The 24,950-nt window shown below is 54.1% G+C and carries 21 protein-coding genes; 14 read left to right on the top strand and 7 right to left on the bottom strand.

Translation table 11 applies throughout. The annotated features are described in order from the left end of the window. Window positions 1–128: 128 nt before the first annotated feature. The 5 genes from prpC to ACT6RZ_RS13165 all read right to left on the bottom strand — a co-directional run bounded on the left by prpC (window position 129) and on the right by ACT6RZ_RS13165 (window position 5,390). Window positions 129–1,313 carry a bifunctional 2-methylcitrate synthase/citrate synthase gene (gene prpC / locus ACT6RZ_RS13185; protein ID WP_444702555.1) on the bottom strand — a complete coding sequence of 395 codons (1,185 nt, stop codon included), beginning with the start codon at window positions 1,311–1,313 and terminating at the stop codon, window positions 129–131. Between the two features lie 19 nt (window positions 1,314–1,332). Next, a complete protein-coding gene (prpB, locus tag ACT6RZ_RS13180; protein WP_444702554.1) occupies window positions 1,333–2,211 on the bottom strand; it encodes a methylisocitrate lyase in 879 nt (292 codons plus the stop codon). A 198-nt stretch (window positions 2,212–2,409) separates the two neighbouring features. Then, the gene (locus ACT6RZ_RS13175) at window positions 2,410–3,408 is read right to left on the bottom strand and encodes an HpcH/HpaI aldolase/citrate lyase family protein (RefSeq protein ID WP_444702553.1); all 999 of its coding nucleotides are present in this window, start codon (window positions 3,406–3,408) and stop codon (window positions 2,410–2,412) included. Between the two features lie 2 nt (window positions 3,409–3,410). After that, entirely contained in the window at window positions 3,411–4,469 is a 1,059-nt protein-coding gene (locus ACT6RZ_RS13170) for a MaoC family dehydratase (protein ID WP_444702552.1), read from the bottom strand. Between the two features lie 39 nt (window positions 4,470–4,508). Then, complete coding sequence (locus tag ACT6RZ_RS13165) at window positions 4,509–5,390, bottom strand: HpcH/HpaI aldolase/citrate lyase family protein (RefSeq protein WP_444702551.1); 882 nt, start codon at window positions 5,388–5,390, stop codon at window positions 4,509–4,511. A 198-nt stretch (window positions 5,391–5,588) separates the two neighbouring features. Here ACT6RZ_RS13165 and ACT6RZ_RS13160 point away from each other — a divergent pair, with 198 nt between their 5' ends. The 13 genes from ACT6RZ_RS13160 to ACT6RZ_RS13100 all read left to right on the top strand — a co-directional run bounded on the left by ACT6RZ_RS13160 (window position 5,589) and on the right by ACT6RZ_RS13100 (window position 20,443). Then, the gene (locus ACT6RZ_RS13160; RefSeq protein ID WP_444702550.1) at window positions 5,589–6,323 is read left to right on the top strand and encodes a GntR family transcriptional regulator; all 735 of its coding nucleotides are present in this window, start codon (window positions 5,589–5,591) and stop codon (window positions 6,321–6,323) included. A gap of 323 nt (window positions 6,324–6,646) precedes the next feature. Continuing rightward, window positions 6,647–7,846, top strand: coding sequence for a malic enzyme-like NAD(P)-binding protein (locus tag ACT6RZ_RS13155; protein WP_444702549.1), 1,200 nt, complete (start codon window positions 6,647–6,649; stop codon window positions 7,844–7,846). 20 nt (window positions 7,847–7,866) lie between these two features. Beyond that, window positions 7,867–8,256: a succinate dehydrogenase, cytochrome b556 subunit gene (sdhC, locus tag ACT6RZ_RS13150; RefSeq protein WP_444702548.1), complete on the top strand. Its 390-nt coding sequence runs from the start codon at window positions 7,867–7,869 to the stop codon at window positions 8,254–8,256. Between the two features lie 42 nt (window positions 8,257–8,298). Next, window positions 8,299–8,649, top strand: coding sequence for a succinate dehydrogenase, hydrophobic membrane anchor protein (gene sdhD, locus ACT6RZ_RS13145; protein WP_444702547.1), 351 nt, complete (start codon window positions 8,299–8,301; stop codon window positions 8,647–8,649). A gap of 28 nt (window positions 8,650–8,677) precedes the next feature. Beyond that, window positions 8,678–10,450, top strand: coding sequence for a succinate dehydrogenase flavoprotein subunit (gene sdhA, locus ACT6RZ_RS13140; RefSeq protein ID WP_444702546.1), 1,773 nt, complete (start codon window positions 8,678–8,680; stop codon window positions 10,448–10,450). Window position 10,451: 1 nt separating this feature from the next. Next, on the top strand, window positions 10,452–11,198 hold the full coding sequence (locus tag ACT6RZ_RS13135) for a succinate dehydrogenase iron-sulfur subunit (RefSeq protein ID WP_444702545.1): 747 nt from the start codon (window positions 10,452–10,454) through the stop codon (window positions 11,196–11,198). A 10-nt stretch (window positions 11,199–11,208) separates the two neighbouring features. Then, window positions 11,209–11,511, top strand: coding sequence for an FAD assembly factor SdhE (locus ACT6RZ_RS13130; RefSeq protein WP_444702544.1), 303 nt, complete (start codon window positions 11,209–11,211; stop codon window positions 11,509–11,511). Beyond that, the gene (locus ACT6RZ_RS13125) at window positions 11,508–12,638 is read left to right on the top strand and encodes an HpcH/HpaI aldolase/citrate lyase family protein (RefSeq protein ID WP_444702543.1); all 1,131 of its coding nucleotides are present in this window, start codon (window positions 11,508–11,510) and stop codon (window positions 12,636–12,638) included. Before ACT6RZ_RS13130 ends, ACT6RZ_RS13125 begins: the two co-directional genes overlap by 4 nt. A gap of 194 nt (window positions 12,639–12,832) precedes the next feature. Then, complete coding sequence (locus ACT6RZ_RS13120) at window positions 12,833–14,482, top strand: acyl-CoA synthetase (protein WP_444702542.1); 1,650 nt, start codon at window positions 12,833–12,835, stop codon at window positions 14,480–14,482. 42 nt (window positions 14,483–14,524) lie between these two features. Further along, complete coding sequence (locus tag ACT6RZ_RS13115) at window positions 14,525–16,030, top strand: fumarate hydratase (protein ID WP_444702541.1); 1,506 nt, start codon at window positions 14,525–14,527, stop codon at window positions 16,028–16,030. A gap of 116 nt (window positions 16,031–16,146) precedes the next feature. Continuing rightward, complete coding sequence (locus ACT6RZ_RS13110) at window positions 16,147–16,479, top strand: hypothetical protein (protein WP_444702540.1); 333 nt, start codon at window positions 16,147–16,149, stop codon at window positions 16,477–16,479. Between the two features lie 205 nt (window positions 16,480–16,684). Next, window positions 16,685–19,264, top strand: coding sequence for a bifunctional aconitate hydratase 2/2-methylisocitrate dehydratase (gene acnB / locus ACT6RZ_RS13105; RefSeq protein WP_444702539.1), 2,580 nt, complete (start codon window positions 16,685–16,687; stop codon window positions 19,262–19,264). A 198-nt stretch (window positions 19,265–19,462) separates the two neighbouring features. Next, window positions 19,463–20,443, top strand: a complete 981-nt coding sequence (locus tag ACT6RZ_RS13100) for a crotonase/enoyl-CoA hydratase family protein (RefSeq protein ID WP_444702538.1) — start codon at window positions 19,463–19,465, stop codon at window positions 20,441–20,443. Between the two features lie 41 nt (window positions 20,444–20,484). On the opposite strand, the gene ACT6RZ_RS13095 is transcribed toward ACT6RZ_RS13100, so the two are convergent. Further along, window positions 20,485–22,611 carry an ATP-binding protein gene (locus tag ACT6RZ_RS13095; protein ID WP_444702537.1) on the bottom strand — a complete coding sequence of 709 codons (2,127 nt, stop codon included), beginning with the start codon at window positions 22,609–22,611 and terminating at the stop codon, window positions 20,485–20,487. A gap of 291 nt (window positions 22,612–22,902) precedes the next feature. Here ACT6RZ_RS13095 and ACT6RZ_RS13090 point away from each other — a divergent pair, with 291 nt between their 5' ends. After that, complete coding sequence (locus ACT6RZ_RS13090) at window positions 22,903–24,033, top strand: DUF2914 domain-containing protein (RefSeq protein ID WP_444702536.1); 1,131 nt, start codon at window positions 22,903–22,905, stop codon at window positions 24,031–24,033. Between the two features lie 3 nt (window positions 24,034–24,036). Here ACT6RZ_RS13090 and ACT6RZ_RS13085 read toward each other — a convergent pair whose 3' ends face one another. Continuing rightward, window positions 24,037–24,876, bottom strand: a complete 840-nt coding sequence (locus ACT6RZ_RS13085) for a 23S rRNA (adenine(2030)-N(6))-methyltransferase RlmJ (protein ID WP_444702535.1) — start codon at window positions 24,874–24,876, stop codon at window positions 24,037–24,039. Window positions 24,877–24,950: the final 74 nt, after the last annotated feature.

Genomic DNA, 24,950 nt, shown 5'->3' with positions numbered 1-24,950 from the left:
GCGGTGCTCAAAATCCTCATGTACTACATGTACATTCCGGTTTCTGTGCTCCGGGCGCCTTATGCTTCATCTTTTAAAACACTCGCTAAAGGCATAAAACGCAATGAGTTAATGTGAGAAATGCGCGTTTACCTTAGTCTAATCGGCACAAACGGTCTGTTATCCGGCCCGTTATATTCAGCGTTCGGGCGAATGATCTTGTTATCTATGCGCTGCTCAATGGCATGAGCCACCCAGCCGGTAGTACGCGAGATGACAAAGATAGGCGTGAACATGCCGGTGGGGATGCCCATCAGGTGGTAGCTGGAGGCGCTGTACCAATCCAGGTTGGGGAACATCTTTTTCTCGCGCCACATGGTTGCTTCAATGCGCGCTGAAATATCAAACAGTTGCATATTGCCGGCGTCCTGCCCCAGTGAGCGGCTGACTTCCTTGATAGATTCGTTCCTCGGGTCGGCAATGGTGTACACCGGGTGGCCAAAACCTATGATGATCTCCTTGCGTGCCATGCGCGCCATGATGTCAGCTTCGGCCTCATCTGCATCGCGGTAGCGCTCTATGATCTCCATGGCTGCTTCATTGGCGCCGCCGTGTTTGGGGCCGCGCAAGGCGCCTATCGCCCCTGTGATACACGAGTAAAGGTCAGACAAGGTGCCGGCGATCACGCGTGCGGTGAATGTAGAGGCATTGAACTCATGTTCCGCATACAACACCAGCGAGGTATTCATGGCTTTGATATGCAGGTCTGAAGGTTTTTTGCCATGCAGGATATGCAGAAAGTGCCCAGCGATCGAGTCATCGTCAGTTTCAACCTCTGTGCGTACGCCGCGCTGGCTGAAATGGTACCAGTAGACCAGCATAGAACCGAAACAGGCGATCAGGCGGTCGCCCAGCGCCTGTGCGCCGGCAGCATCCCTGTCCGTGGCTTCCGGTTCCAGTGTGCCCAGCATGGAGCAGCCGGTGCGCATCACATCCATAGGGTGTGCACCGGCAGGTATCTGTTCCAGTACGGCTTTGAGTGCACTGGGCAGGCCGCGCAGCTTTTTGAGCTTTTGATGATATTGCGTGAGTTGTGCCTGGGTGGGCAGCTCGCCGTAGATCAGCAAATAGGCGACTTCTTCAAAACTGGCGTGTTTTGCCAGCTCGATAATATCGTAACCGCGATAATGCAAGTCATTGCCGGTGTGACCAACCGTGCAAATGGCAGTGGTGCCGGCCGCCACACCCGCCAGGGCGACGCCTTTCTTGCGTTTGGGCGCTTCAGTGGCGGTGCTAGTATCATTAGTTCTGATGGTATCAGTAGGGGTATTCATCATGATCTCCTGCAGGCCCTTATTGCTTGAACAGGGCGTCGAGTTTTTCTTCAAAGGCGTGATAGCCAAGATGGGTATACAGGTCGGCCCGCGTCTGCATCAGGGCCAGCACGTTTTTCTGCGTGCCATCCTGGCGCACGCCCTGATAGACCGCGAGCGCAGCCTGGTTCATGGCGCGGAAAGCGGAGAGGGGATATAACACCATGCCCACGCCCGCCGTGGCCAGTTCATCTACAGTGAAGAGCGGGGTAGAGCCGAATTCTGTGATATTGGCCAGTACCGGCACTTTGACGGCCTCAACAAATTGCTGGTACATCTTCAAGTCTGTCATCGCTTCGGGGAATATCATATCGGCACCGGCCTCTACACAGGCACTGGCGCGGTCTATGGCAGATTGCAGGCCTTCAACGGCAAGCGCATCGGTACGTGCCATGACCACAAACTCATCATAGGGCTTGGCATCCACAGCGGCTTTTACGCGGTCTACCATTTCATCCAGGCTGACAATCGCCTTGTTCGGCCTGTGCCCGCAGCGTTTGGCGCTGACCTGGTCTTCAATATGCACAGCCGCCGCGCCTGCTTTGGCTACGCTTTTAATCGTGCGTGCGATATTGAAAGCACCGCCAAAACCGGTATCTATATCCACCAGTAATGGTGTATCGACGGCGTCAGTAATACGGCGCACATCGATCAGCACATCTTCCAGGGTAGAGATGCCCAGGTCAGGCAAGCCCAGGGAGCCCGCCGCCACGCCGCCACCAGACAGGTAGATGGCCTTGAAGCCACTCTGGGTCGCCAGCATGGCGTGATAGGCATTGATGGCGCCTATGATCTGTAATGGCTGTTCTGCCGCCAGCGCAGCGCGAAAGCGTGCGCCTGCTGAAGTTGTTTGTTGCATATTAAACCCTTTTTTTTGCCACAGAGAACACCGGGTGCACCAAGAAAAAAGCTAACACCGAGAAAAAATAAAACACTGAGTAAAATCGCCTGGATTTCACCAGGATTTAATTGCTTGCTGATCAAGCAGAATAAGAATTTCTCATCTTTTCTCTTTCATCTTTTCTCTGGGCACTCAATGGTCTCTGTGGATAAAGTATTAAAAAAATGCTTTTTCGGCTTCTGCCGGCATAGCAACGCCTGTGTGCTTGGCTTTTTGCAGCACTTCCCAGAAATAACGGTAGGTGGCACGGTCATGCAACTCACCGGCATACTGGATAGGCCCCCAGTCAGCCGCTTGTGCCGTGAGCAGGATATTGGCGGCATCACTGACTTCGTCAAAATTAGGCTTCATGGCATCCACGATCGCCTGTATCTGCGTCGGGTAAATGCTCCACATGCGCATAAAGCCGAACTCGTTGCGGGCGCGGTAGGCATCGCTGTAGGTCACTTCGGCATTTTTCAGATCCAGGGTGACGTTATGCGCAGGCACTACGCCATTCGCCAGCGCGGCTGACACGACTTCGCTTTTGGCACGTGCCAGCAAATGATGGTCGAACTGGCCGGGGCTACGCATGGCGCTGGCGGGGATAGCACCGTGATGTGCGCTGACAAAGTCCATTAAGCCGAAATCCAGCACCTGCAACCACGGTAGCTGGGCGATCTCGTGTACCTGACGCAGCGCGCCGTGTGTCTCTATCAGCAGATGCACCGGGATCTCGCGCTGTATGCCATGTTGCCTGGCCACTTGCTGGATATAGGCGATCATTTCACGCGCCTGCGCGATATCCGTGCATTTGGGGATGGTCAGGTAACTTAGCACCTGGCCGGCACCACCGACCAGGATATCAATGTCTTTTTTCCAGTGCGGATGGGTGTAATCGTGGATACGCGCACCGGCCATCTTGTGCTGGTTGGCATCAGAATTCAGTATGCGTACTATCATTTCGGCATGTGCCTGCTCCTGGCCGCTGGCAGCGCCATCTTCACAATCACAGGTGATATCGAATACCGGGCCTGCACCATTGGGATTAGCCGGGTCTTGCAGAGACAATGCCTTTAAAATCAGTTTTTCACTGCCAGCAAAATGTTCACAGGCCGGGATCACTGGAAACGGTTTTTCACCGCCAAACAATGCCTGATTCGGATGTACAACCATAATCAATTTCCTTTTCGTGGAATAAGTACCGTGTAATCTAGGTCCAGCACCACATGCGGGTGGTAGCCCTGCGTGGTCTTGATATTTTCCAGCGTGGTGGGCGGCATGTTTTTCACCCCTACCATACGCAGGCGTAATGCGCCCAGCTCGGGGTGCGGCAGCGACCATTTGTCCAGCACCTTGCTCAGGCAGTAAATGGTGTCACCGGCATAACTGGGGTTGGCATGGGTGCCGCCATTGATCGCCACTATGGAGATGGCGTTCTCCAGGCCTTCATAACTGAGCGCCCGGCAAGCCGAGATCACCACGCCGCCATAGACCAGCCGCTTGCCTTGTGGCGTGCTTTTCATCAGGTGCGCGTCAAAGTGCAGGCGGGCATTGTTCTGGTACAGATGTGTGGCCAGGGTATGGTCACTTTCATTGATGGTTTGGCCAGCCGGATGGCGCATGCATTCACCCACCTCGTAGTCATCCCACCAGTATTTGCCGCCGGTGGCGCTGCCCAGGTTGTTGTGTAACTTGAAGTTGGCCGGCACTGCCAGAGATTCGGCGGCGACGAATTCAGGCAGTTCGGGGATCACGGTCTCGGGTGCTGGCGCCTCGTGGTTCCTTTTTTGTACCATCACCCAGCGCACCCAGCTGAGTACTGGTTGCTGCTGCTGGTTCAGGGTGGTCGAACGCACCCACACCACACCACTTTTGCCGCTGGAATTCTGTTTTAAACCTATCACTTCACTAGAAGTGCTGAGTGTGTCGCCTACGTAGACCGGCTGCAGAAAGCGCACATCGGCGTAGCCCAGGTTGGCCACGGCATTGACCGACACATCCGGCACGGTTTTGCCAAATGCGATATGAAATGCCAGCAGGTCGTCTACCGGCGTTGTCGGGTAGCCCAGGGCCTGCGCCAGCGGCTCGCTGCAATGCAGCGGGTTGCGTGCGCCGGTTAAAGCGATGTAAAGCGCGCTATCGCCGGCAGTGATGGTGCGTGGCGTTGCATGCTGGATGACTTCGTGCAGGTTGAAGTCTTCGAAGAAACGGCCTGCATGGATTTTACTTTGCATGGTGTCCTCCTTTAATAGCTATCAATAGGGGCGGGGTCATTAAATAAACTCTTCTTCAAGTTCGCTGATGGCCTCGGCCAGCTGGATCAATCGTTGGGCGGCTTTGATATGGTGGTGCTCTACCAGTTTGTCGTTGACCACCACCGTGCCCCGGCCGGCTTCATTGGCTTCTTTCAAAGCCTTGATGATCAGGCGTGCATGTTCGACTTCGCTGCGCTGCGGCGTGTAGGCATCATTACAGTAAGCGATCTGTGCCGGATGCACCAGTGACTTGCCATCCATGCCGATATCGCGGCCTATGCGGCAGGCATATTCAAACGAATGCATGTTCTTGAAATCGCTGGTGATGCCATCAATCACGCCTTTGCCATAGGCGCGCGCAGCCAGTATCACCAGTGATAATGAAGTCAGGATAGCCGAACGCTCATGCGTGACACGCGCATGCAGCTGCGAGATCAGGTCAGAAGTCGCCATCACCATACAGATCACGCGCTCGGAAGCGGCAGCGATCTCCTTGGCATTCAGTACCGCCAGCGGGCTTTCTATCATCACCATCATGGGCACGTTGCTGCCACCGGCGTCATCGAGCAACTGTTGTGCGCGCAACACATCTTCACGCGATTCTATATTGGGAAACAGGATGGCATCGGCGCCGACATTGGCGACCGCCTGTATATCGTCATGGCCCCAGAGTGAATCGAGGTCGTTGACGCGGATCACCACTTCGCGTTTGCCATAGCCGCCTTGTCTGGCCGCCTGCACCACATTGTCGCGCGATTGCAGTTTGGCATCTATCAATATAGGGTCACCCAGATCCAGGATGACTGAATCTGCCGCCAGCGTGCGTGCACGTTCCAGATAGTGTGTGTTACACCCTGGCACATACAGCATGGAGCGTCTGGGTCTGAGTGGGTATGACATTGTTATTCCCTTGCTTAAGGAGCTTCCATTGAATTATTGATGATAAAATTTTGTCTGTCAACGAATATCTTATGTCTTATATAAGATATAAAACAGTGGACACCTGAGTTTTGTCTGTGGTATAAATTAATTAAGCATGGCGGAGGCGTTTTTCCGCATATTGAAATAAATAAAGCGTTTATCTGGAGCGTTCATCTCATGGACAAGCAGTTTGCATCGGCGAGTTACAGACCTTTATATGACCAGATCAAGGTGTTGATCACGCAAAGCCTGATAGGAGGCGAATGGCGCCCTGGTGACATGATCCCCAGCGAGATAGACCTGGCGCAGCGTTATAAAGTGAGCCAGGGCACCGTGCGCAAAGCCATCGATAGCCTGGCGACTGAAAATATCCTGATCCGCCGCCAGGGCAAGGGCACCTTTGTCGCCACGCATAATCAGGATGATGTCAAATTACGTTTTTTGCGGCTGACCGCAGAAAACGGCCAGAAAGAATTGCTACAGAATGAATTTCTCTCCTGTATCAAAAGCAAGGCTAACGCGCACATAGGCAAAGTGCTGGAAATCAAGGCCGGAGCGACCACTATAGAGGTGAAACGCCTGCTGACTTTTTCCGGCCGCCCGCTGATCTATGACCATATAGTGGTGCCCGCAGCGCCATTCAAAGGCCTGAACCGCGCCAAGGTCGAAGAGAGCAATGGTTCCATGTACAGCATGTATGAATCGCAATTCGGTATCCGCATGATACGTGCCGAAGAACGCATCAAGGCGGTGGCTGCCGATGCCGAAGTGGCCAAGGCGCTGGGCCTGAAAGAAGGTTATCCGCTGCTGAGCATAGAGCGCGTGTCATTCACCTATGGTGACAGACCTATGGAGTGGCGGTTTGGGTTGTGCCTGACGGACGACCACCACTACATGAGCGAACTCGAATGATTAAAAAATCTTCATTAGCGGCGTTGAATTTCGCTTGCCGTGCTGATCGCACTGTCTGCGCTCGTTCGCCTTGCTACTGAAGTTTTTGAATCATTCGATGTATAGGAATTTGGGTGATTATAAAATCTTCATTAGCGGCGTTGAATCTCGTTTGCCGTGCTATCTGCACTGTCTGCGCTGATTCACCTTGCTACTGAAGTTTTTAAATCATTCGATATGGATAGAACTGGAATGTTTAAATCATTCGTAATAGAACGACTTTTGAATCTGCAATGTAAAAAGTCTTGTCGAGTAAAGTAAGGCCTAAGCTAACAGGGGTTGATATGGACGATCTGAAAAAACGCGCACTGGATTACCACCAGTTTCCCAAACCGGGAAAGCTGAGCGTTGAGTCGTCCAAACCCTGTGCGACACAACTAGACCTTTCACTGGCTTATACCCCGGGTGTGGCCGAGCCGGTACGCGAGATAGAGGCAGATCCGGCCAATGCTTATAAATATACCAACAAGGGCAACCTGGTGGCGGTGATCACTGATGGCACTGCGGTGCTGGGCCTGGGCAATGTCGGTGCGCTGGCAGGCAAGCCGGTGATGGAAGGCAAGGCGGTATTGTTCAAGCGCTTTGCCGATATCGATGTGTTTGATATTGAGGTGAATGCGGCGACGCCGGATGAGTTTATCCAGACCGTGGTGAATATTTCGCCTACCTTTGGTGGCATCAATCTTGAAGATATTGCGGCTCCGCACTGTTTTTATATCGAAAATGAGTTAAAAAAACGTCTGCAAATCCCGGTTTTTCACGATGACCAGCACGGTACGGCAGTGATCGTCGCCGCCGCATTGCTGAATGCGCTTGAGCTGCAGGGCAAGACCTTGCCGGCTGCCAAAATAGTGTTTCTGGGGGCGGGCGCAGCAGGCTGCTCGTGCGCAAAATTGCTCAAGCTGATGGGGGCGACCGATATCACCATGGTAGACCGCAAAGGCGTGCTGGATACGGCGCGTGACGATCTGCATGATAACAACCGCGGATTGGCGATAGACTCAGGCCAGGTAAAAACCCTGGCTGACGCGATGCCGGGTGCCGATGTATTTATAGGTGTGTCTGCCAAAAATGGCCTGCCGCCCGAGCTGGTGGCTGGTATGGCGGCCAGGCCTGTCATTTTTGCACTGGCGAACCCCGACCCCGAGATCCTGCCTGACCAGGTGTATGCCATACGCGATGACGCGATCATGGCGACCGGGCGCAGTGATTTTCCCAACCAGGTCAATAATGCTTTGTGTTTCCCTTATCTGTTCCGTGGCGCACTGGATGCGCAGGCGACCCAGATCAGCGAAGAAATGAAAGTGGCTGCCGCGCGCGCTTTGAGTGCCCTGGCGCGTGAGCCGGTGCCGCAACAGGTGCTGGATGCCTATCAGCTGCAGTCACTGAGTTTTGGCAAGGATTACATCATCCCGAAACCGTTCGATCCGCGCCTGATGGCCTATGTGTCTGGCGCCGTCGCCCGTGCGGCGAAACAGGTTTAAAGGCTGGCTGAAAGCAATACATGATAGTAAAGAAGCAAAAAAAGCAGCGGCCAAAAAACCTGGATCTGTTCACCATCCGTCTGCCGGTCAATGCCGTGGTGTCTATCATGCACAGGGCCAGTGGCGTGGTGTTATTTCTGGTGCAGCCTTTATTGCTATGGGCGCTGTACCTGTCGCTGCGTGATGCGCAGGGTTACTCGGCAGTGGCGGCCCAGTTGCAGCAATGGCCTGTAAAACTGCTGTTGAGCGGGCTGGCCTGGGCGTTTTTTCATCATTTTTATGCCGGTATCCGTCATCTGGCCATGGATGTGCACTGGATGACCAGCTTGCAAAAGGCGCGTTTCTCCAGCCGCGTGGTGCTGGGCCTGGTGGCTTTTACCATGCTGTTCGTGCTGTATGCGATTTGGTAAATACACCCAAAAATGAATACGCCAGCAAAATGAGTTTCAGCCATGCTTTTTGAGTTGTTGACCGCAAAGTACCCGGGCATGCGCTTATGGCTGACGCAACGGTTGTGTGCGCTGTCTATGGCCTTGGGCTTGCTGCTGTTCTGGCTGCGGGTATGGTGGCTGGCTCCGGCAGATCATGCGGGTTGGGTCGCGGTATTTTCACCCTGGTGGTGGCGTCTGCTCAGTGTGTGGTTTTTTATCTGCATGCTGATGCATGCCTGGCTGGGTGTGCGCGATGTGTTACGTGATTACGTAGCCAATTTGCGCTGCCGCTCTGTGCTGCAATGGCTGGTGAATCTCGCGGTGGCAGGCAATGCGCTGGCGATCTTGTGGATTCTGTTTGGAATGAAGTGAAGGTGAGCGGCATGGCCGGTTTAAATATATGACAGTAGCTAGCGAATTACAGTATCACCAGGTAGATGCCGTCATCATCGGTGGCGGCGGTGCCGGCTTGCGCGCGGCCTTGCAGCTGGCTGAGTCAGGCGCGGATGTGGCGGTGCTGTCCAAAGTGTTTCCTACCCGGTCACACACGGTGGCGGCACAAGGCGGTATCGCCGCGGCCTTGGGCAATGTCTCTGACGACAACTGGTTGTGGCATATGTACGACACCATCAAGGGTTCGGATTACCTGGGTGACCAGGATGCGATTGAGTTCATGTGCCGCAATGCAGCCAAAGCCATTATCGAGCTGGAACATTTTGGCATGCCGTTCGACCGGCTGGAAAATGGCCGTATCTTCCAGCGCCCGTTTGGCGGCATGACACGCAACTTTGGCGAGCAGCCGATCTCGCGCACCTGTGCCGTGGCTGACCGCACCGGGCACGCCATGCTGCATACCTTGTACCAGCGCAATGTGAAAGCCAATACCCAGTTTTTGATCGAATGGTTCGCGCTGGACCTGATCCGTGACAGCGACGGCGATGTGCTGGGCGTGATCGCGCTGGAGATCGAGACCGGCGATATCCACGTCATCCATGCCAAGGCAACCATGCTTGCCACCGGCGGTGGCGGCCGTATCTTCCAGGCCAGTACCAATGCCTTTATCAATACCGGCGATGGCCTGGGCATGGCGGCGCGTGCCGGTTTGCCGCTGCAGGATATGGAGTTCTGGCAGTTTCACCCGACCGGGGTGCTCAATGCCGGCGTGCTGATCACTGAAGGCGTGCGTGGCGAAGGCGGCTACCTGGTCAACAGCGAAGGTGAGCGCTTTATGGAACGTTATGCACCCACTGCCAAAGACCTGGCCAGCCGTGACGTGGTGTCGCGCGCGATGGCGACCGAGATCAAGCAGGGCCGCGGCATAGGCAAACATAAAGATGCGGTTTACCTCAAGCTGGATCATCTGGGTGAAGACATCATCAGCAAACGCCTGCCGGGTATACGCGAGATCGCCAAAACCTTTGCCGGGGTAGACCCTATCAGCAATCCTATCCCGGTGGTGCCGACTGCGCATTACATGATGGGTGGTATCCCTACCAACCTGGATGGCCAGGTGGTGGTGCATGATGGGCAGTCAGAACGTGTCATTCAGGGCCTGTATGCGGTAGGTGAATGTGCCTGTGTCTCGGTGCACGGCGCCAATCGCCTGGGTTCCAACTCATTGCTGGACCTGGTGGTGTTTGGCAAAGCCGCCGGTGACAAAATGGCAGCCGATATAGGCAGCGCCAGAGCGCACAAGCCCTTACCGGCGAATGCGGCAGAGGCGACCCTGGCGCGCGTCAACCGCCTGGAAAGCAGCAGCGCCGGTGAGAATGTGGCGCTGACAGGCGATGCCATGCGACAGGCCATGCAAAAACATTGCGGCGTGTTCCGCTTCCCCGATCTGCTGCAAGCCGGTGTCAGCGCCATCGCCCAGGTGGCCGAGCGGGCGCAAGATCTGCGTATCAACGATAAAAGCAAGGTGTTCAATACCGCGCGCGTGGAAGCGCTGGAGCTGGATAACCTGATGCAGGTGGCAGTGGCGACCATGCATGCCGCGCATGCGCGCCAGGAAAGCCGCGGCGCACATGCGCGTGAAGATCATCCCGAGCGGGATGATACCAGGTGGCTGAGCCATTCACTGTATTTTGCCGCTGAACAAAAGCTGGTTTACAAGCCTGTCCGTCTAAAACCACTCAGCGTTGAGTCCTTCGAGTTGAAGAAAAGGGTGTATTGATATGCGTTTTTCCATCTACCGCTTTAATCCGGACGTAGACAAAAAGCCCTATATGCAGGATTACGACATCGCGCTTGAAGACAGCGACCAGATGCTGCTGGACGCGCTGATGCGCCTGAAGCAGGTCGATGACACCTTAAGCATGCGCAAGTCCTGCCGCGAGGGCGTGTGTGGCTCTGACGCCATGAACATCAATGGCAAAAATGGTCTGGCCTGCATCACCAAGCTGGAAACGCTGCAAGAGCCGGTCGTGTTGCGACCTATGCCTGGCCTGCCGGTGATACGCGACCTGGTGGTCGATATGACGCAGTTTTTTGACCATTATCATTCGGTGATGCCCTATCTGCAGAATCATGACACGCCGCCGGAGACCGAGCGCCTACAAAGCCCGGAAGACCGCGCCAAACTGGATGGCCTGTATGAATGTATTTTGTGCGGTGCCTGTACCACCTCTTGCCCCAGCTTCTGGTGGAACCCGGACAAGTTCGTGGGCCCGGCCGGCCTGATGCAGGCCTACCGCTTTATCGCCGATAGCCGTGACCAGGAGCAGCAGGCACGCCTGGAGAACCTGGAAGACCCTTACCGTTTATACCGTTGCCACAACATCATGAACTGTACCGATGTCTGCCCGAAAAAACTCAACCCGAATGCGGCGATCGCGGCGATCAAGGATCTGAAGATAGAGAACGTCAAAGCACATAAACCCGATGCCGCGGGTAAAAAGATCTTTGGCATTAAAGTGCTGTAGGGAGTAGATGATGTTAAATGCAGAAATCTTACGCGAAGCAGAGCAACGGCGACTGGCCTGGCGCTGCCGGCGCGGCATGCTGGAGCTGGATATCGTATTGCAGCGCTTTGTCAGCGAGCATTTCAATGGCCTGACCATGGCGGAGATGGCGCAGCTGGATATGTTGCTGGAGTTGCCGGATAACGTGTTCTGGGACTTGATACAAGAGACGGCCACGCAGGCAGCAGCGGCAACACCGCTGGCGGCAGAGCACGCGGCAGTGTTGCAAAAACTAAGGCAAAGCCGACCATCGGCAGAACAGGAAACAGCATGATTCAGCATATGGGAGAAGAGCCGATCACGCTGGATGCCAGTGCCCTGGGCGATTACTGGCCGGGTATCCAGCTATATTACCCGCCGGTGAAATATGCACCCAGCCTGGGCATTTATGAAGATATGGAGCAGGCAGCCAACCGCATGGTCAAGCATGCGCATTTCACTAATGCGCATACCCTGATCTTTGACCTCGAAGATGGCTGCAGGCAAAAAGAGATGAGCCGCACCCTGTTGCGTCAGGAGCTGCCCAAACTGCGCAAGGTCAACGAGCGCGTGACTATCGCCATCCGTGCCAACTCTTTCCGTACCGATGAGTACGAAGAGGACATGAAGCTGGTGCGCGACATGAGCGAATATATCGATGTGGTGATGCTGGCCAAAGCCGGTGAATCGTATGGCGCGGCAGAAGTGCGCGACCTTTCCAGTTTTTTGATCAGCGTGAATCCGCACATCACGATACAGCCCATCATAGAGCACCCAAAGTCACTCAAGATCGCGCCTGACCTGATGCAGTACGACACCGTCAAACATGTGGTTTTCGGTATTCACGACTTCTCCAAGGCGCTGGGCATACACATCACGCCCGAACACTGGATAGAAGAGCTGTTTTACTTTATCAACCAGCTGATCTTTGAAGCCAGGATAGCCGGTAAAGGCGTGATAGGTGGCGTGGAAACGCTGATAGGCAGCAATATCATGCCGGACAAGTTCGTCGAGCCACACGATGTGCGTCGCTGGCTGGATCTGCATGGTGATAACGAGTCGCGCGTGGTGTACAAGCATGCCTGCCAGGAAGCCGCCATGGGCCTGACCGGCAAGCAGGTGATACATCCCGGTCATATCCACTTGTGCAAGACCGCCTATACGCCGTCACCGACCGAGATCAACCAGAAAGTGGCGATCTTGCAGGCGGCGATAGAAGCGGATGCCTTGCTCGGCGGGGCGATCAAGTTTGATGGCGAGATGCTGGACCCGCCCATGTTCGGCAAGGCGTTGCAGACCTTGTTGCGGGCGCATGCCTTAAGGGCACTGAAGACCAGTGACATGGAGTTTGCACTGCATGTGCTGCAGTTGATGCCGGCGCAGGTGGTCCGCCAAAACTGGCCCTACGGCATCCTATTATGAAAATTTATCTTTGCTTTTAATACGTTGTTGCGCGGTACTCGAAATCCTCATGTACTTGAGTACATTCCGGTTTCTGCGTTCCGGGCGCCTAGTCTTAAAAGCAAATCTGAAATTTTTGGCACGTTTGTTTCAAAAGAGCGAATGTTGCAATCAGCAATTTACCAAGTGCTGACTTAAAGAAAGAAAGGTTTGAGATGACACAGTTAGCGCCTTACCCTCAATGGCAGTGGGATATCCCCGAGCTGTTCAATATCGGTGTCGCTTGCAGCGACCGCCATCTGGGCACTGCCAAGGCAGACGAGATCGCCATGATAGTGGAGGATGACAGCTTTGGCACCAGTACCATCACCTTTGCCGAGCTGGCCACGCAGACGGATAAGTTTGCGCAAGTGTTGCGGCAGCTGGGTGTCAGCGCCGGTGACCGTATCCTGATCCGTTTGCCTAATAGCCTGGATTATCCGATCGCTTTCCTGGGTGCGATGAAAACCGGCGCTATCTCGGTGCCTACCTCGACGCTGCTGACCGCGGAGGAGATCGCTTATCTGGCCAGAGATTCCGGCGCCGTGGTGCTGGTGACCGATGCCGCGGCCTGGGCCGGCATGTCGGCAAAGATGCAGGAAAACATCGCGCAAACGCCACAGCTCAAGCATATCTTACTCACGCAATTAAGTGATGAGCTGCCGGTGTCTGGCGTGGTCAATGTATTGTCATTACCAGCGGCACTGGCCGCGGTGGGCCAGGTGCAGGCTGCGTATGCGACGCGGGCCGAAGACCCGGCTTACCTGGTGTATACCTCGGGCACTACCGGCTACCCCAAAGGCGTGCTGCATGCACACCGTGCCTTGCTGGGGCGCCAGCCAGCGGCGAAATACTGGTTCAATTACAGTGATGAACTGCAAGACCGCATCATGCATTCCGGCAAATTCAACTGGACTTATGTGCTGGGCACCGGCTTGATGGACCCTTTGTATCTGGGCAAGACCGTGATCGTGCATGAAGGCAGGAACGACGCGCAAAAATGGCTGGATCTCATTGCCAAGCATAAGGCCACGATTTTTATCGGTGTGCCCACCATTTACCGGCAGTTATTGCAAAAGACCAGCGCCACCAGTGCCGATGTGCCCAGTGTGCGCCACTTTATGAGTGCGGGTGAGCATTTGTCCGACGAGGTGCTGACGCAATGGCGTGAGCGTTTTGGCGTGGATATCTATGAAGCGGTAGGTATGAGTGAGTTCTCCTATTACCTGTCGCAAAGTATTTACCGGCCTATCCGTGCCGGGTCGGCCGGCTTTCCGCAGCCCGGGCATGACCTGCTGTTATTGAATCCAGAAACGCTGGCGACTGTAGCCGCCGGCGAAGAGGGCATGATCTGCGTGCCTGAGGCTGACCCTGGCCTGTTTCTCAGCTACTGGAACCTGCCGCAGGAAACCGCCAAATACAAACATGACGGCTATTTTTTCACTGGTGACTATGCCAAATATGACGCCGATGGCTATATCTGGTTCCTGGGCCGCAAGGATGACATCATCAAGAGTTTTGGTTACCGCGTCTCGCCTTATGAGATAGAGCGGGTTTACAAAGGCCATCCTGCGGTGGCTGATTGTGCCGCCATCGGTGAAGAGATAGAGAAAGACAAATTGCTGGTGGTGATCTATGTGATCCCCAAACCAGGTAGCGAAGTGCAGGCCGATGAGCTGATCGCTTTTGGTAAACAGCACCTGGCTGCGTACAAAACGCCCAAAACCGTTTATCTGGCTAAAGAATTTCCACGCACTAAAAATGGTAAAATCCTGCGTAAAGATGTTGGACCGGCGATTGCCTATATGAAAAGCAATGCCCGCTAACGATAACAAACCCTTTCAAAGAACGCCTGTTTTACAAAAGCCATGGCCCTGATTAAAACGCAAGATTTTATAGAGAGTGTTGCTGATGCCCTGCAATATATCTCTTACTACCACCCGGAAGACTATATCCGGGCGCTGGCTGCGGCTTATGAAAAAGAGGCGTCAGCCGCCGCCAAAGATGCGATCGCGCAGATACTGACCAACTCGCGCATGTGTGCCGAAGGCAAGCGCCCCTTGTGCCAGGATACCGGCATCGTGGTGGCTTTTATCAAAGTCGGCATGCAGGCACGGTTTGAAGGCGATATGACGCTGGAACAGATGGTGAACGAAGGCGTGCGCCGTGCTTATCTGCATCCTGAGAACACCTTGCGTGCTTCTATCGTCAATGACCCGGCCGGTGCGCGCAAGAATACCAAAGACAATACGCCTGCCATCACCCACGTAGAAATGGTCGCCGGTGATACAGTAGATATCCAGATCGCGGCCAAAGGCGGCGGCTCTGAGAACAAATCCAAACTGGCCATGCTCAACCCTAACGACAGCATCGTCGACTGGGTGCTGCAAGTCGTGCCGCAAATGGGCGCCGGCTGGTGCCCGCCCGGCATGCTGGGCATAGGTATAGGCGGCAGCGCAGAAAAAGCCATGTTGCTGGCTAAAGAATCATTGATGCAGCCTATCGATATTCAGGAGTTACAAGCCCGTGGCGCGCAAAACCGTATCGAAGAATTGCGGCTGGAACTCTATGAAAAGGTCAATCAACTGGGCATAGGTGCGCAAGGCCTGGGTGGCCTGACCACGGTGCTGGATGTGAAGATACTCGATTACCCGACCCATGCCGCCAGTTTGCCGGTCGCCATCATCCCTAACTGCGCCGCCACCCGGCACGTGCATTTCACGCTGGATGGTTCTGGTGTGGCCGAGCTGACACCGCCTGCTGCCGATGTCTACCCCGATGTGCACTGGGCACCCAGCCCGCAAGCCAGACGCATCGATCTGGCCAGCGTGACGCGCGCAGACACACACACCTGGAAAAACGGTGAGACCTTGCTGCTGACCGGCAAAATACTGACCGGCAGGGATGCGGCACACAAACGCATCAAAACCATGCTGGATAAGGGCGAGCCCTTGCCGGTCGATTTTAATAACCGCTTTATTTACTACGTAGGCCCGGTCGACGCCGTGCGTGATGAAGCCGTCGGCCCGGCAGGCCCCACCACCGCGACCCGCATGGATAGTTATACCGATATGATGCTGAGTACCGGCCTGCTGGGTTCTATCGGTAAAGCTGAACGTGGTGAAGAAGCGTTAGAAGAAATCGCCAGGCACAAGTCTGTGTATTTAATGGCTGTCGGTGGCGCTGCTTATCTGGTCAGTAAAGCGATTAAAAAATCCCGCGTGCTGGCGTTTGCAGATCTGGGCATGGAAGCCATCTATGAATTTGACGTGGTCGATATGCCGGTGACGGTGGCGGTCAGTGCCGATGGTACATCGGTGCATAACACCGGCCCGGCAGAATGGAAGAAGAAAATTGCCTTGGTGGCGGTATGAATCTTGCATACAGACATGCATACAGACATCTAACACTCGTGTGAGATAAATCACAGAGTCTGTGCACGAATTCATGAATTATTCGTCATACTACTAAGCGGATAGGTGGAGTGAGTATGATGAAAATAAAGCATGGGGTTGTCTGGCTGGCAGTGCTGTATGGCAGCTTTTTATGCGTTGCCGGTATACCAGCACATGCCGAGTCAGCCTTGGAGTACTTTACCGACAGCAATGGCCGATATAGTGGGCCAACGCTGGAGGATCAGGTGGCTTTGATGGACACCGATCACAATGGCTTTGCTGATGTGTTTGAGGTGCGTGCGTATCTGGAAAAACAGCACGGTCAAGGCTACGAGAAAGAATTACTGGATAAGTGGGAATCGGCTGCCTACGGCAAAAGCTGCAGCACCCCATTTGCCAAAGAGTTATATAGCGACAGTGCACGCTGATGGTGCATCATGGTGTTGTTTTGATGCGGTTGACGGCTGTCATTTTGACCAATTAATGGAATGTTACAAGCAGTTAACATTCTGACGGATGGACTGGATTATAATCAAACGAGAAGAAATCTCTCGGTTGACGATAGCACTCTTGCGACAAGAGGTCACCAGCCCATCCCCTCCGACTTTGTTTTATTGATAGAGCCTAGATCACATGTTACAAGCATACGATACCCACGTTAAAGAACGCGCCGCGCAAAACCTGCCTCCCTTACCACTCAATGCCGAGCAAGTTGCCGCATTGGTTGAGCTATTGAAAAGTCCACCAGCAGGCCAAGAGGCTTTGCTAGTTGATCTGCTTGAAAACCGTATTCCTGCCGGTGTTGATCAGGCGGCTTATGTGAAAGCAGCTTTTCTGGCTGATGTTGCGAATAACACAGCCAATTCGCCTTTAGTCAGCGCTGAAAAGGCGGTGCAACTGCTGGGCACCATGCTGGGTGGTTACAACGTGCAGGCGCTGGTGGCATTGCTGGACACGCCTATGGCAGCGCATGCAGTCAAAGCCTTATCCAGCACCATACTGCTGTTTGATGCGTTTCACGACGTCGACGAGAAAATGAAGACGGGTAACCCGCACGCCAAAGCCCTGATCACTTCCTGGGCCAATGCCGAGTGGTTCACCAGCAAGCCAGCCCTGGCAGAAGAGATCAAACTGGTGGTGTTCAAGCTGGAAGGCGAGACCAACACTGATGACTTAAGCCCGGCGCAAGACGCCTGGAGCCGCCCGGATATCCCGCTGCATGCCAAAGCCATGCTGGTGAATCGCATGAGCGATGGTCTGGACACCATTGCCAGCCTCAAGCAAAAAGGCTTGCCACTGGCTTATGTCGGTGATGTAGTCGGCACCGGCTCTTCACGTAAATCGGCGATCAACTCGGTACAGTGGTGGATGGGTGACGATATCCCGTTTATCCCCAACAAGCGTACTGGTGGCGTAGTCATAGGCAGCAAGATCGCGCCTATCTTCTTTAACACGGCCGAAGATTCCGGGGCATTGCCTATCCAGTGTGATGTCTCCGGCTTGAATACTGGCGATGTGATCGTCATCCAGCCATATGCAGGGAAAGTATTGTCCGAGTCCGGGGCGCTGCTTGCTACTTTTGAAATGAACCCGATCACCTTGCCCGACGAAGTACGTGCCGGTGGCCGTATCCCGCTGATCATAGGCCGTGGCCTGACTGCCAATGCGCGCAAAGCCCTGAACCTGCCGGAAACAGAAGTTTTCATCAAATCTATCCCGGCCAGGGATACCGGCAAAGGCTATACGCTGGCGCAGAAAATGGTTGGCCGTGCCTGTGGTTTGCCAGAAGGTTTTGGCGTGCGCCCGGGCACCTATTGCGAGCCGAAAGCGACCACGGTGGGCTCACAGGATACCACTGGCGGTATGACGCGTGACGAACTGAAAGAACTGGCTTGCCTGGGCTTTAGTGCCGATCTGGTCATGCAGAGTTTCTGCCACACTGCGGCCTACCCGAAGCCGGTCGATATCAAGCTGCAACATGACTTGCCTGAATTCATGTCCAGCCGTGGCGGCGTCAGCCTGCGTGCCGGCGATGGCGTGATCCACTCCTGGCTCAACCGTTTGATCCTGCCGGATACCGTGGGTACCGGCGGTGACTCGCATACGCGTTTCCCTATCGGCATCAGCTTCCCGGCCGGTTCCGGCCTGGTCGCGTTTGCCGCTGCCACAGGCGCCATGCCGCTGGATATGCCGGAATCTGTACTGGTGCGTTTCAAAGGCGAGATGCAGCCTGGCATCACCCTGCGTGACCTGGTGAATGCGATCCCGTACGCGGCGATCAAAGAAGGTACTTTGACCGTAGGCAAGCAAGGCAAGAAAAACGTATTCAATGGTCGCGTGCTGGAGATCGAAGGCTTGCCTGACCTGAAAGTGGAACAGGCGTTTGAACTGGCCGATGCGTCGGCCGAGCGTTCGGCCAATGGTTGTACCGTATTGCTGAACAAAGAGCCGGTGATCGAATTCCTCAATTCCAATATCGTGCTGATGCAGAACATGATAGAAAACGGTTATGCCGATGCCCGCACGTTGGAGCGCCGCATCGCCAGCATGAAAGCCTGGCTGGCGAAGCCGGAACTATTGCAGCCGGATAACGATGCCGAATATGCGCATATCATAGAGATAGACCTCAAAGATATCACCGAGCCACTGGTGGCTTGCCCGAATGACCCGGACGATATCAAACCGTTATCTGCCGTGGTGGGTGACAAGATCGATGAAGTGTTTATCGGTAGCTGCATGACCAACATCGGCCATTACCGTGCCGCAGGCAAGGTGCTTGAAGGAGCGGGCGGTATTCCTACCCGTTTGTGGATCGCACCGCCTACGCGTATGGATGAGGCGCAATTACGCGCCGAGGGCGTGTATTCCACCTTTGGCGTAGCAGGTGCGCGTACCGAGATCCCGGGTTGCTCCCTGTGCATGGGTAACCAGGCGCGTGTCGCCGACAAGGCCACGGTGTTCTCTACCTCTACCCGTAACTTTGATAACCGTATGGGTAAGGATGCCCGCGTCTACCTGGGCTCGGCTGAACTGGCGGCTGTGTGCGCCAAGCTGGGCAGGATGCCGACGGTGCAGGAGTATCTGGACACCCTGGGTACACGGCTGACCAATACCGCCGAGATCTATAAATACCTCAATTTTGACCAGATGACACAGTATGCGGATTCACTGCAGAATGTGAAAAAAATCATTCCTATCCAAGAGACGGCATAAGCGTTTTTGTGCGGTCATTAAAAGGGAGCTCAGGCTCCCTTTTTTGTTTCTTATCAGAACGTATCCTTGCAACTGTAAAACCTGTAGTGCTGATCCTAGTTTTGATTATGATGTGTTCATTGGCGTAAATATTTTGCTGTCTATGCAGCACATTATGCTGATTTCATTCACTATTTTTTCACAGCCAAGGAGAAGCACATGACACCGTTTGACCAAGGATTAGTTAATTATCAACATCGTTTACTGGCACATGATTACGGTCAGGTATTCTGCCGTTTTGATGCCAAGCAACAGGCTTTATGGAGCTATCTGCATCAACCGCAGCGCATCCCTTGCATCAACCACGAGTTGTTGCTGAACCTGCATGCCCATCATGAAGACATACAGCGCAGCGGCGGCTATGTACAAACGGCTGCTGAAGAGGTGTTGCCTATCAAGTATTCCATTTTTGCCTCTGCGACTGCGGGCTATTTCAATATGGGTGGCGATCTGCAAAAAATGGCGCTGGCGATACGTAACCAGGACAGGGCGCAGTTACAGGCGTATGCCAGGCTGAGCATCGATGTGGTGGCGCAGCGCGCATTCCGCTTCAACCTGGAGCATGTCACCAAAATATCATTATTGCAGGGCGAAGTGCTGGGGGCGGGCATAGAAGCGGCATTGACCAGTGATGTGCTGATCGCAGAGCGGCAAGCTGTATTTTGCTTCCCGGAATTATTTTTTAACATGATCCCGGGCATGGGCGCTTATAGCTTTATCGCGCGTAAAGCCGGCATGGCAGTGGCCGATAAAATGATACTGGGTTGCGAGCGCTTCACAGCCGAGCAGTGCCTGGAAATGGGCCTGATCGATTTGGTGGTCGATGAAGGAGAGGGCGAACAGGCAGTGCAGGCCTTTATCCAGAAAAACAGCCGCCAGTCAGAAGGCTTTTTATCCGCGCAGAAAGCCAAGGCCAGGATCAACCCGCTCACCTATAGTGAGCTGGAAGATATCGTGAATGTCTGGGTGGAAAATGCCTTGCGTCTGACTGAGCGCGACCTGAAAGTGATGGACCGTTTTTATCGCGCCCAGTCGCGCTTGTTCCCTGAACAGGCACTGGCGGGTCAGGATGCAGAACGGCACGACATATCACCGGCGAACGACATGCAAATGGTGCAGCACCATGCAGTGAATCAATAGTGTTAGCGTACACTATTGATGTTTAAGGACCCGATGCCCTATCATTTGTTTGATCGTTTGGAAGAAAGCTTGCTGCGATACTGCTGCAGTTGCGTGCGCGTTTCTTCATAGACATCAACAACGGCTTGATAAAGGCCGGAAATGGTTTGGGCATCTTCCATACTTAAGCCTAACAGGCGGCGGCTGCGCTTGCTGAGCGGGATCAGCCCCATATTGGCCGACTCCCCGGCCAGGGTGTGCGCCAGTTTATGCACCTGTTCAAATTTCAGGTCCAGGCATTCGGTGCCCAGGGCACGTATCATGTCATCGGTGGTTTCGATGAACTCGGTGATCAGTCTGTGCAGGAATGCTTCGCTGCCACCCAGTTTCAATAAATGCTCCATGCGGTCATTGTCCAGCAGCGGTTCGCTGTGCGGGGTCATGCTGGCTACTTTTTCAGTAGCAGGCTCAGTGCGCGGGCTGGTGGTGTTGACCAGAGTTTGCGCTGCGGCTGCGCGCGACACACGCGTCGCCGGTTTACTTGCCGGTTTGTCGCTGGTGCCTGTTTCTATGGTTTGCGCAACGGCTTCTATCAGGCTTTGGATCTGGCGCGAGATCACCGGCTTGGTCAGCACCTGGTAAACACCGGCGCTCAGACAGCGGTCCTGGGTGGTCTTGGTGGCATCTGCGGTGAGTATGACTGTGCGTAGCGGTTTGCTACCGGGCAGAGCATGATAGATATTGAACACTTCCAGGCCATTCATTTCCGGCATGTTGTAATCGAGTATCATCAGGTCAAACTGGTTGTGTTCCAGTGCATCCAGAGCCTCATCGCCATTATCAGCGGCCTTTACCACGCAATGCATACGCTGCAATGTTTCATTGAGTATCATGCGGTTCACCACATTGTCGTCGGCGATCAGCACGCGTATCTTCTTGCGGAAACGGGTATGGCTGCTCAGCGGCACCACGTTTGAAGTCATTTCAATATTGACCTCATTGGAAACGTGCTGTGCAGATGGTTCGCCGTGAGCCAGCGGCAACAGCACTTCAAACAGGGTGCCATTGCTCTCGTCACTGGTGACCTGGATCTTGCCGGCCATTAATTCGACCAGCTGCTTGGCGATCGAAGTGCCCAGGCCAGTGCCGCCATAACGCCTGGTGATGCTGCTGTCTGCCTGGGTGAAGCTGTCAAAAATATGCGGCAGCGCTTCTGGCTTGATGCCTATGCCGGTGTCGCGGATATGGAATTTGAGCACACTCATATTGGCATAGTGCTGTGACACACTGACCAACACATCCACGCCGCCATGCTGGGTGAATTTGATGGCATTGGCCACCAGGTTCATCAGCACCTGCTCGATATGGTGCATGCTGCCTACATAATGGCGTTCAACTGCGGGGTCCAGGTTAAAGCGTAACCATAATTGTTTGCGCTCGACCTCGATCTGGAACATCAATTGCAGGCGCTGGACCAGGTCGGGTAGATAGAATGGAATATCTTCCAGATCTATCTTGCCTTTCTCGATCTTGCTGATGTCCAGCACGTCATTGATCAGTTTTTTCAGGCTGCTGGCAGAAGCGCCGACCATTTTTAACAGTTCAGACTGTTTTTTATCCAGTTTGGATTGCGCCAGTAATTCGCTGGCACCAATAATGCCGTTGAGCGGGGTACGCATTTCATGGCTGATATTGGACAGGAAGTTGGTTTTGGCCTCGTTGGCCTCACCGGCCTGTTTGGTGGCTTTTTCCAGGCTGATCTGCAAACGCAGGGTGTGTGGCGGGATCAGCAACAAGGTCAGCAGGAAGCCATAAGCCAGATGCTGATGCTGGTTCCAGTAAGGGTTGAGGTATAAGGTGATGCTGAAACCGATCAGGCTGAGTGCATAACAGCCTTTGAAGAACTTGGTGCCGTAGCGCAGGCCATAGCCTATGATCAGCCATAAATAGATGCCTATGAATACACCAGCCATGGCGCCGGAGATCATTTGTTCCAGCGAGGTAGCGGTGATATCCATCACCATGGCGATCCATTGCCGTCTTTCATTTTTCTGCGGATTGCGCAGAATATTGAACAGCATCAAAAAACCGCAACACAGATAGATCAGGCAGACGCCTACCGGCTGAAAACTGCTGCCATTGAATAGCAGGTATAGCGTGATAAAACTGACAAAGGTAACGCGTATCAATGCCTGTTCAGTTTCATTGCTGACAGATTTGATTTCGTTTAACTTATAAATTATTTGTCTGAGTAAATCACGCATGCTTCATGGCGGCCGTAGTTATGTCATATCGGGACAGATACCTATCTTCAGGACATCTTTCTATTGATATATAACGGACGCATCTTAAGATAACTTAAAGTTTAACAGGCTGGATTTGATAATCAAAGAAAGTTTACCTTTATAAAGACTATGCAGTGACAGTAACTGCGAGATATGGTAAAAAAGCCTATGCTTTGCTGATTTTTAGCCCTCAAAATGACTGATCCCACACTCTCCGCCCCTGATACTGCCCCTGCGTCTTTTTTCTCCCGCTGTCTGAACCGCACCAGGGCGATCCTGCCGATCACGTTTTTCATAGGCGGATTTGTATGGGATGCCATCACCATAGGCAAAAAAGTCGCCATGCTGGATATGGTGATCTTCGCTTTGTATCTGCTGCTGGCGGCGATACTGATGTATCAGCTGGCAGAACCTTCTTCTGGCGCGCGGCGCGTCGGTGAGCGGTTGCTGGGCTGGCAGTGGGTGCAGAACAAGGCATCCAGCTGGGCAGTGCATGACTGGCCTTACTGGATACTGCAGTTTCTGTTTGGCAGTGTGCTGAGCGCGCTGTTCATCCTCTATTTTAAAAGCTCGAGTTACGGCCTGGCCTGGGTGCTGACATTGCTGCTGGGTGCCTTGCTGGTGGCAAACGAATTCATGGAAAGTGAATACCGGCGCCTGAGTTTATGCTGGAGCATGTTCGGTCTGTGTTCCATCCTCTGGTGCAATTTTGCTTTCCCTTTTCTGTTTGGCAGCGTGCATGCCGCCTGGTTTTATCTGAGCACTGTGCTGGGTGCCACCATCACCTATGTGCTGTACCAGCGTGCACCGCGCCATGCCGGGCGTATTTGGCCGGTATGGGTGATCGCCGGCCTGTTAATGGTGGCCTACCGGGCAGATATGATCCCGCCGGTGCCCTTGGTCAAGCAGGCGGTGGTGGTCGCTTATGATCTGGAAAAATCGGAGCAGGGCTACTGGATGACGGTAGAAAAGTCGCCGTGGTGGAATTTCTGGCGGGTGGATAATGATCATTTTTACCTGGCGCCGGGGCAGAAGCTGGTCTGTTTTTCGTCGGTGTTCGCGCCGCAAGGCTTGCACACCAAGCTGGTGCATGACTGGCAGAGAAAAGTGGCCGGGCAGTGGGTCAGTGTGTCTACGCCGGGGTTCTCACTGGCGGGTGGCCGCGATAATGGCTACCGTGGCTATACCTATAAAAGCAATGTCACCGCCGGCGAGTGGCGGGTCAGGATACAGACTGGCACCCGGCAGACCATCGCCGTCAGTAGCTTTCGTGTCAGTATAGGCGAGCCGTCAGCGCTGAATCACCGCGTACGCATACGCTATTAAGGCTTAGCGTTGCTGGCCTTCACACCATGCGCGCGCATGCGCGTCCTGTGCCAGGGTCTGTGCCAGCCAGTCCAGATGCGGTTCAACTGATCGCCTCAGGGTCCAGGGCGGGTTGATCACCCACATGCCACTGCCATGCATGCCAAAACCGTCGGCGCTGGCTTGTTGTACGTCCAGGCAAATATGCAGATAATCGGTATTCAGGTTGCGCAGTTTATCCAGCATGAGTTGCGGTTCTGGCCGCTGTAAACGCGGGTACCAGATCAGGTAAGTGCCGGTAGCAAAACGCTTCAGGCTGTCTTTGATGCAATCCACCACCCGCAGATAGTCGTCTTTCACCTCATAAGGCGGGTCTATCAATACCATGGCGCGTTTGCTGGGTGGCGGCAAGCAGGCTTTAATGCCCTCAAACCCGTCTTTAGCCTGAATGGCCACCTGCCTTTTTCGCGCGCTGAATTGCTGTTCCAGCAAAGCTGCATCCGCAGGGTGCAGCTCAAACAGACGCAGTTTGTCGTCAGCTCTTAAAAAATGGTCGGCAATGCAGGGCGAGCCAGGGTAAGTATCTTTGCCGCTAGTGTCACGCGTAGCGGCGATGGCCTGCAGATAGCCGGCAAAAGCCTCGGGCGCAGCGGCCTGCTGCAGTTTGGCGATACCAGCCAGATACTCGGCCGTTTTATTGGCAACCGCGCTATCCAGGCGGTAAATGCCCGCGCCGGCATGGGTATCTATCACCCAGTAGGGTTTATCTTTCTGGTTAAAGTAATCCAGCACCAGGCTGTAAACCCAATGCTTGAGGACATCGGCATGATTGCCGGCGTGAAAGGCGTGGCGGTAACTTAACATGGCATGGCTCTTGAACAGCCGCTATTATAAGCCACAATGCGGTAGTCACCCCGGGCATTTTTCTGTCGGCCTAT

Origin of the sequence: Methylophilus sp., assembly GCF_052437885.1 — a bacterium.
GTDB lineage: Bacteria > Pseudomonadota > Gammaproteobacteria > Burkholderiales > Methylophilaceae > Methylophilus.
The sequence above is the reverse complement of the archived record's forward strand: the minus strand, read 5'-3'. Positions and strand labels throughout refer to the sequence as shown.

Excerpts from the sequence above, each read along its gene's own strand:
- ACT6RZ_RS13100 (WP_444702538.1), top strand. The coding sequence starts at position 19,463 with ATGACACCGTTTGACCAAGGATTAGTTAATTATCAACATCGTTTACTG.
- ACT6RZ_RS13155 (WP_444702549.1), top strand. The coding sequence starts at position 6,647 with ATGGACGATCTGAAAAAACGCGCACTGGATTACCACCAGTTTCCCAAA.
- sdhC (WP_444702548.1), top strand. The coding sequence starts at position 7,867 with ATGATAGTAAAGAAGCAAAAAAAGCAGCGGCCAAAAAACCTGGATCTG.
- ACT6RZ_RS13165 (WP_444702551.1), bottom strand. The coding sequence starts at position 5,390 with ATGTCATACCCACTCAGACCCAGACGCTCCATGCTGTATGTGCCAGGG.
- acnB (WP_444702539.1), top strand. The coding sequence starts at position 16,685 with ATGTTACAAGCATACGATACCCACGTTAAAGAACGCGCCGCGCAAAAC.
- ACT6RZ_RS13175 (WP_444702553.1), bottom strand. The coding sequence starts at position 3,408 with ATGGTTGTACATCCGAATCAGGCATTGTTTGGCGGTGAAAAACCGTTT.
- sdhA (WP_444702546.1), top strand. The coding sequence starts at position 8,678 with ATGACAGTAGCTAGCGAATTACAGTATCACCAGGTAGATGCCGTCATC.
- ACT6RZ_RS13135 (WP_444702545.1), top strand. The coding sequence starts at position 10,452 with ATGCGTTTTTCCATCTACCGCTTTAATCCGGACGTAGACAAAAAGCCC.
- ACT6RZ_RS13110 (WP_444702540.1), top strand. The coding sequence starts at position 16,147 with ATGATGAAAATAAAGCATGGGGTTGTCTGGCTGGCAGTGCTGTATGGC.
- sdhD (WP_444702547.1), top strand. The coding sequence starts at position 8,299 with ATGCTTTTTGAGTTGTTGACCGCAAAGTACCCGGGCATGCGCTTATGG.
- ACT6RZ_RS13125 (WP_444702543.1), top strand. The coding sequence starts at position 11,508 with ATGATTCAGCATATGGGAGAAGAGCCGATCACGCTGGATGCCAGTGCC.
- prpC (WP_444702555.1), bottom strand. The coding sequence starts at position 1,313 with ATGAATACCCCTACTGATACCATCAGAACTAATGATACTAGCACCGCC.
- prpB (WP_444702554.1), bottom strand. The coding sequence starts at position 2,211 with ATGCAACAAACAACTTCAGCAGGCGCACGCTTTCGCGCTGCGCTGGCG.
- ACT6RZ_RS13085 (WP_444702535.1), bottom strand. The coding sequence starts at position 24,876 with ATGTTAAGTTACCGCCACGCCTTTCACGCCGGCAATCATGCCGATGTC.
- ACT6RZ_RS13160 (WP_444702550.1), top strand. The coding sequence starts at position 5,589 with ATGGACAAGCAGTTTGCATCGGCGAGTTACAGACCTTTATATGACCAG.
- ACT6RZ_RS13170 (WP_444702552.1), bottom strand. The coding sequence starts at position 4,469 with ATGCAAAGTAAAATCCATGCAGGCCGTTTCTTCGAAGACTTCAACCTG.
- ACT6RZ_RS13120 (WP_444702542.1), top strand. The coding sequence starts at position 12,833 with ATGACACAGTTAGCGCCTTACCCTCAATGGCAGTGGGATATCCCCGAG.
- ACT6RZ_RS13090 (WP_444702536.1), top strand. The coding sequence starts at position 22,903 with ATGACTGATCCCACACTCTCCGCCCCTGATACTGCCCCTGCGTCTTTT.
- ACT6RZ_RS13130 (WP_444702544.1), top strand. The coding sequence starts at position 11,209 with ATGTTAAATGCAGAAATCTTACGCGAAGCAGAGCAACGGCGACTGGCC.
- ACT6RZ_RS13115 (WP_444702541.1), top strand. The coding sequence starts at position 14,525 with ATGGCCCTGATTAAAACGCAAGATTTTATAGAGAGTGTTGCTGATGCC.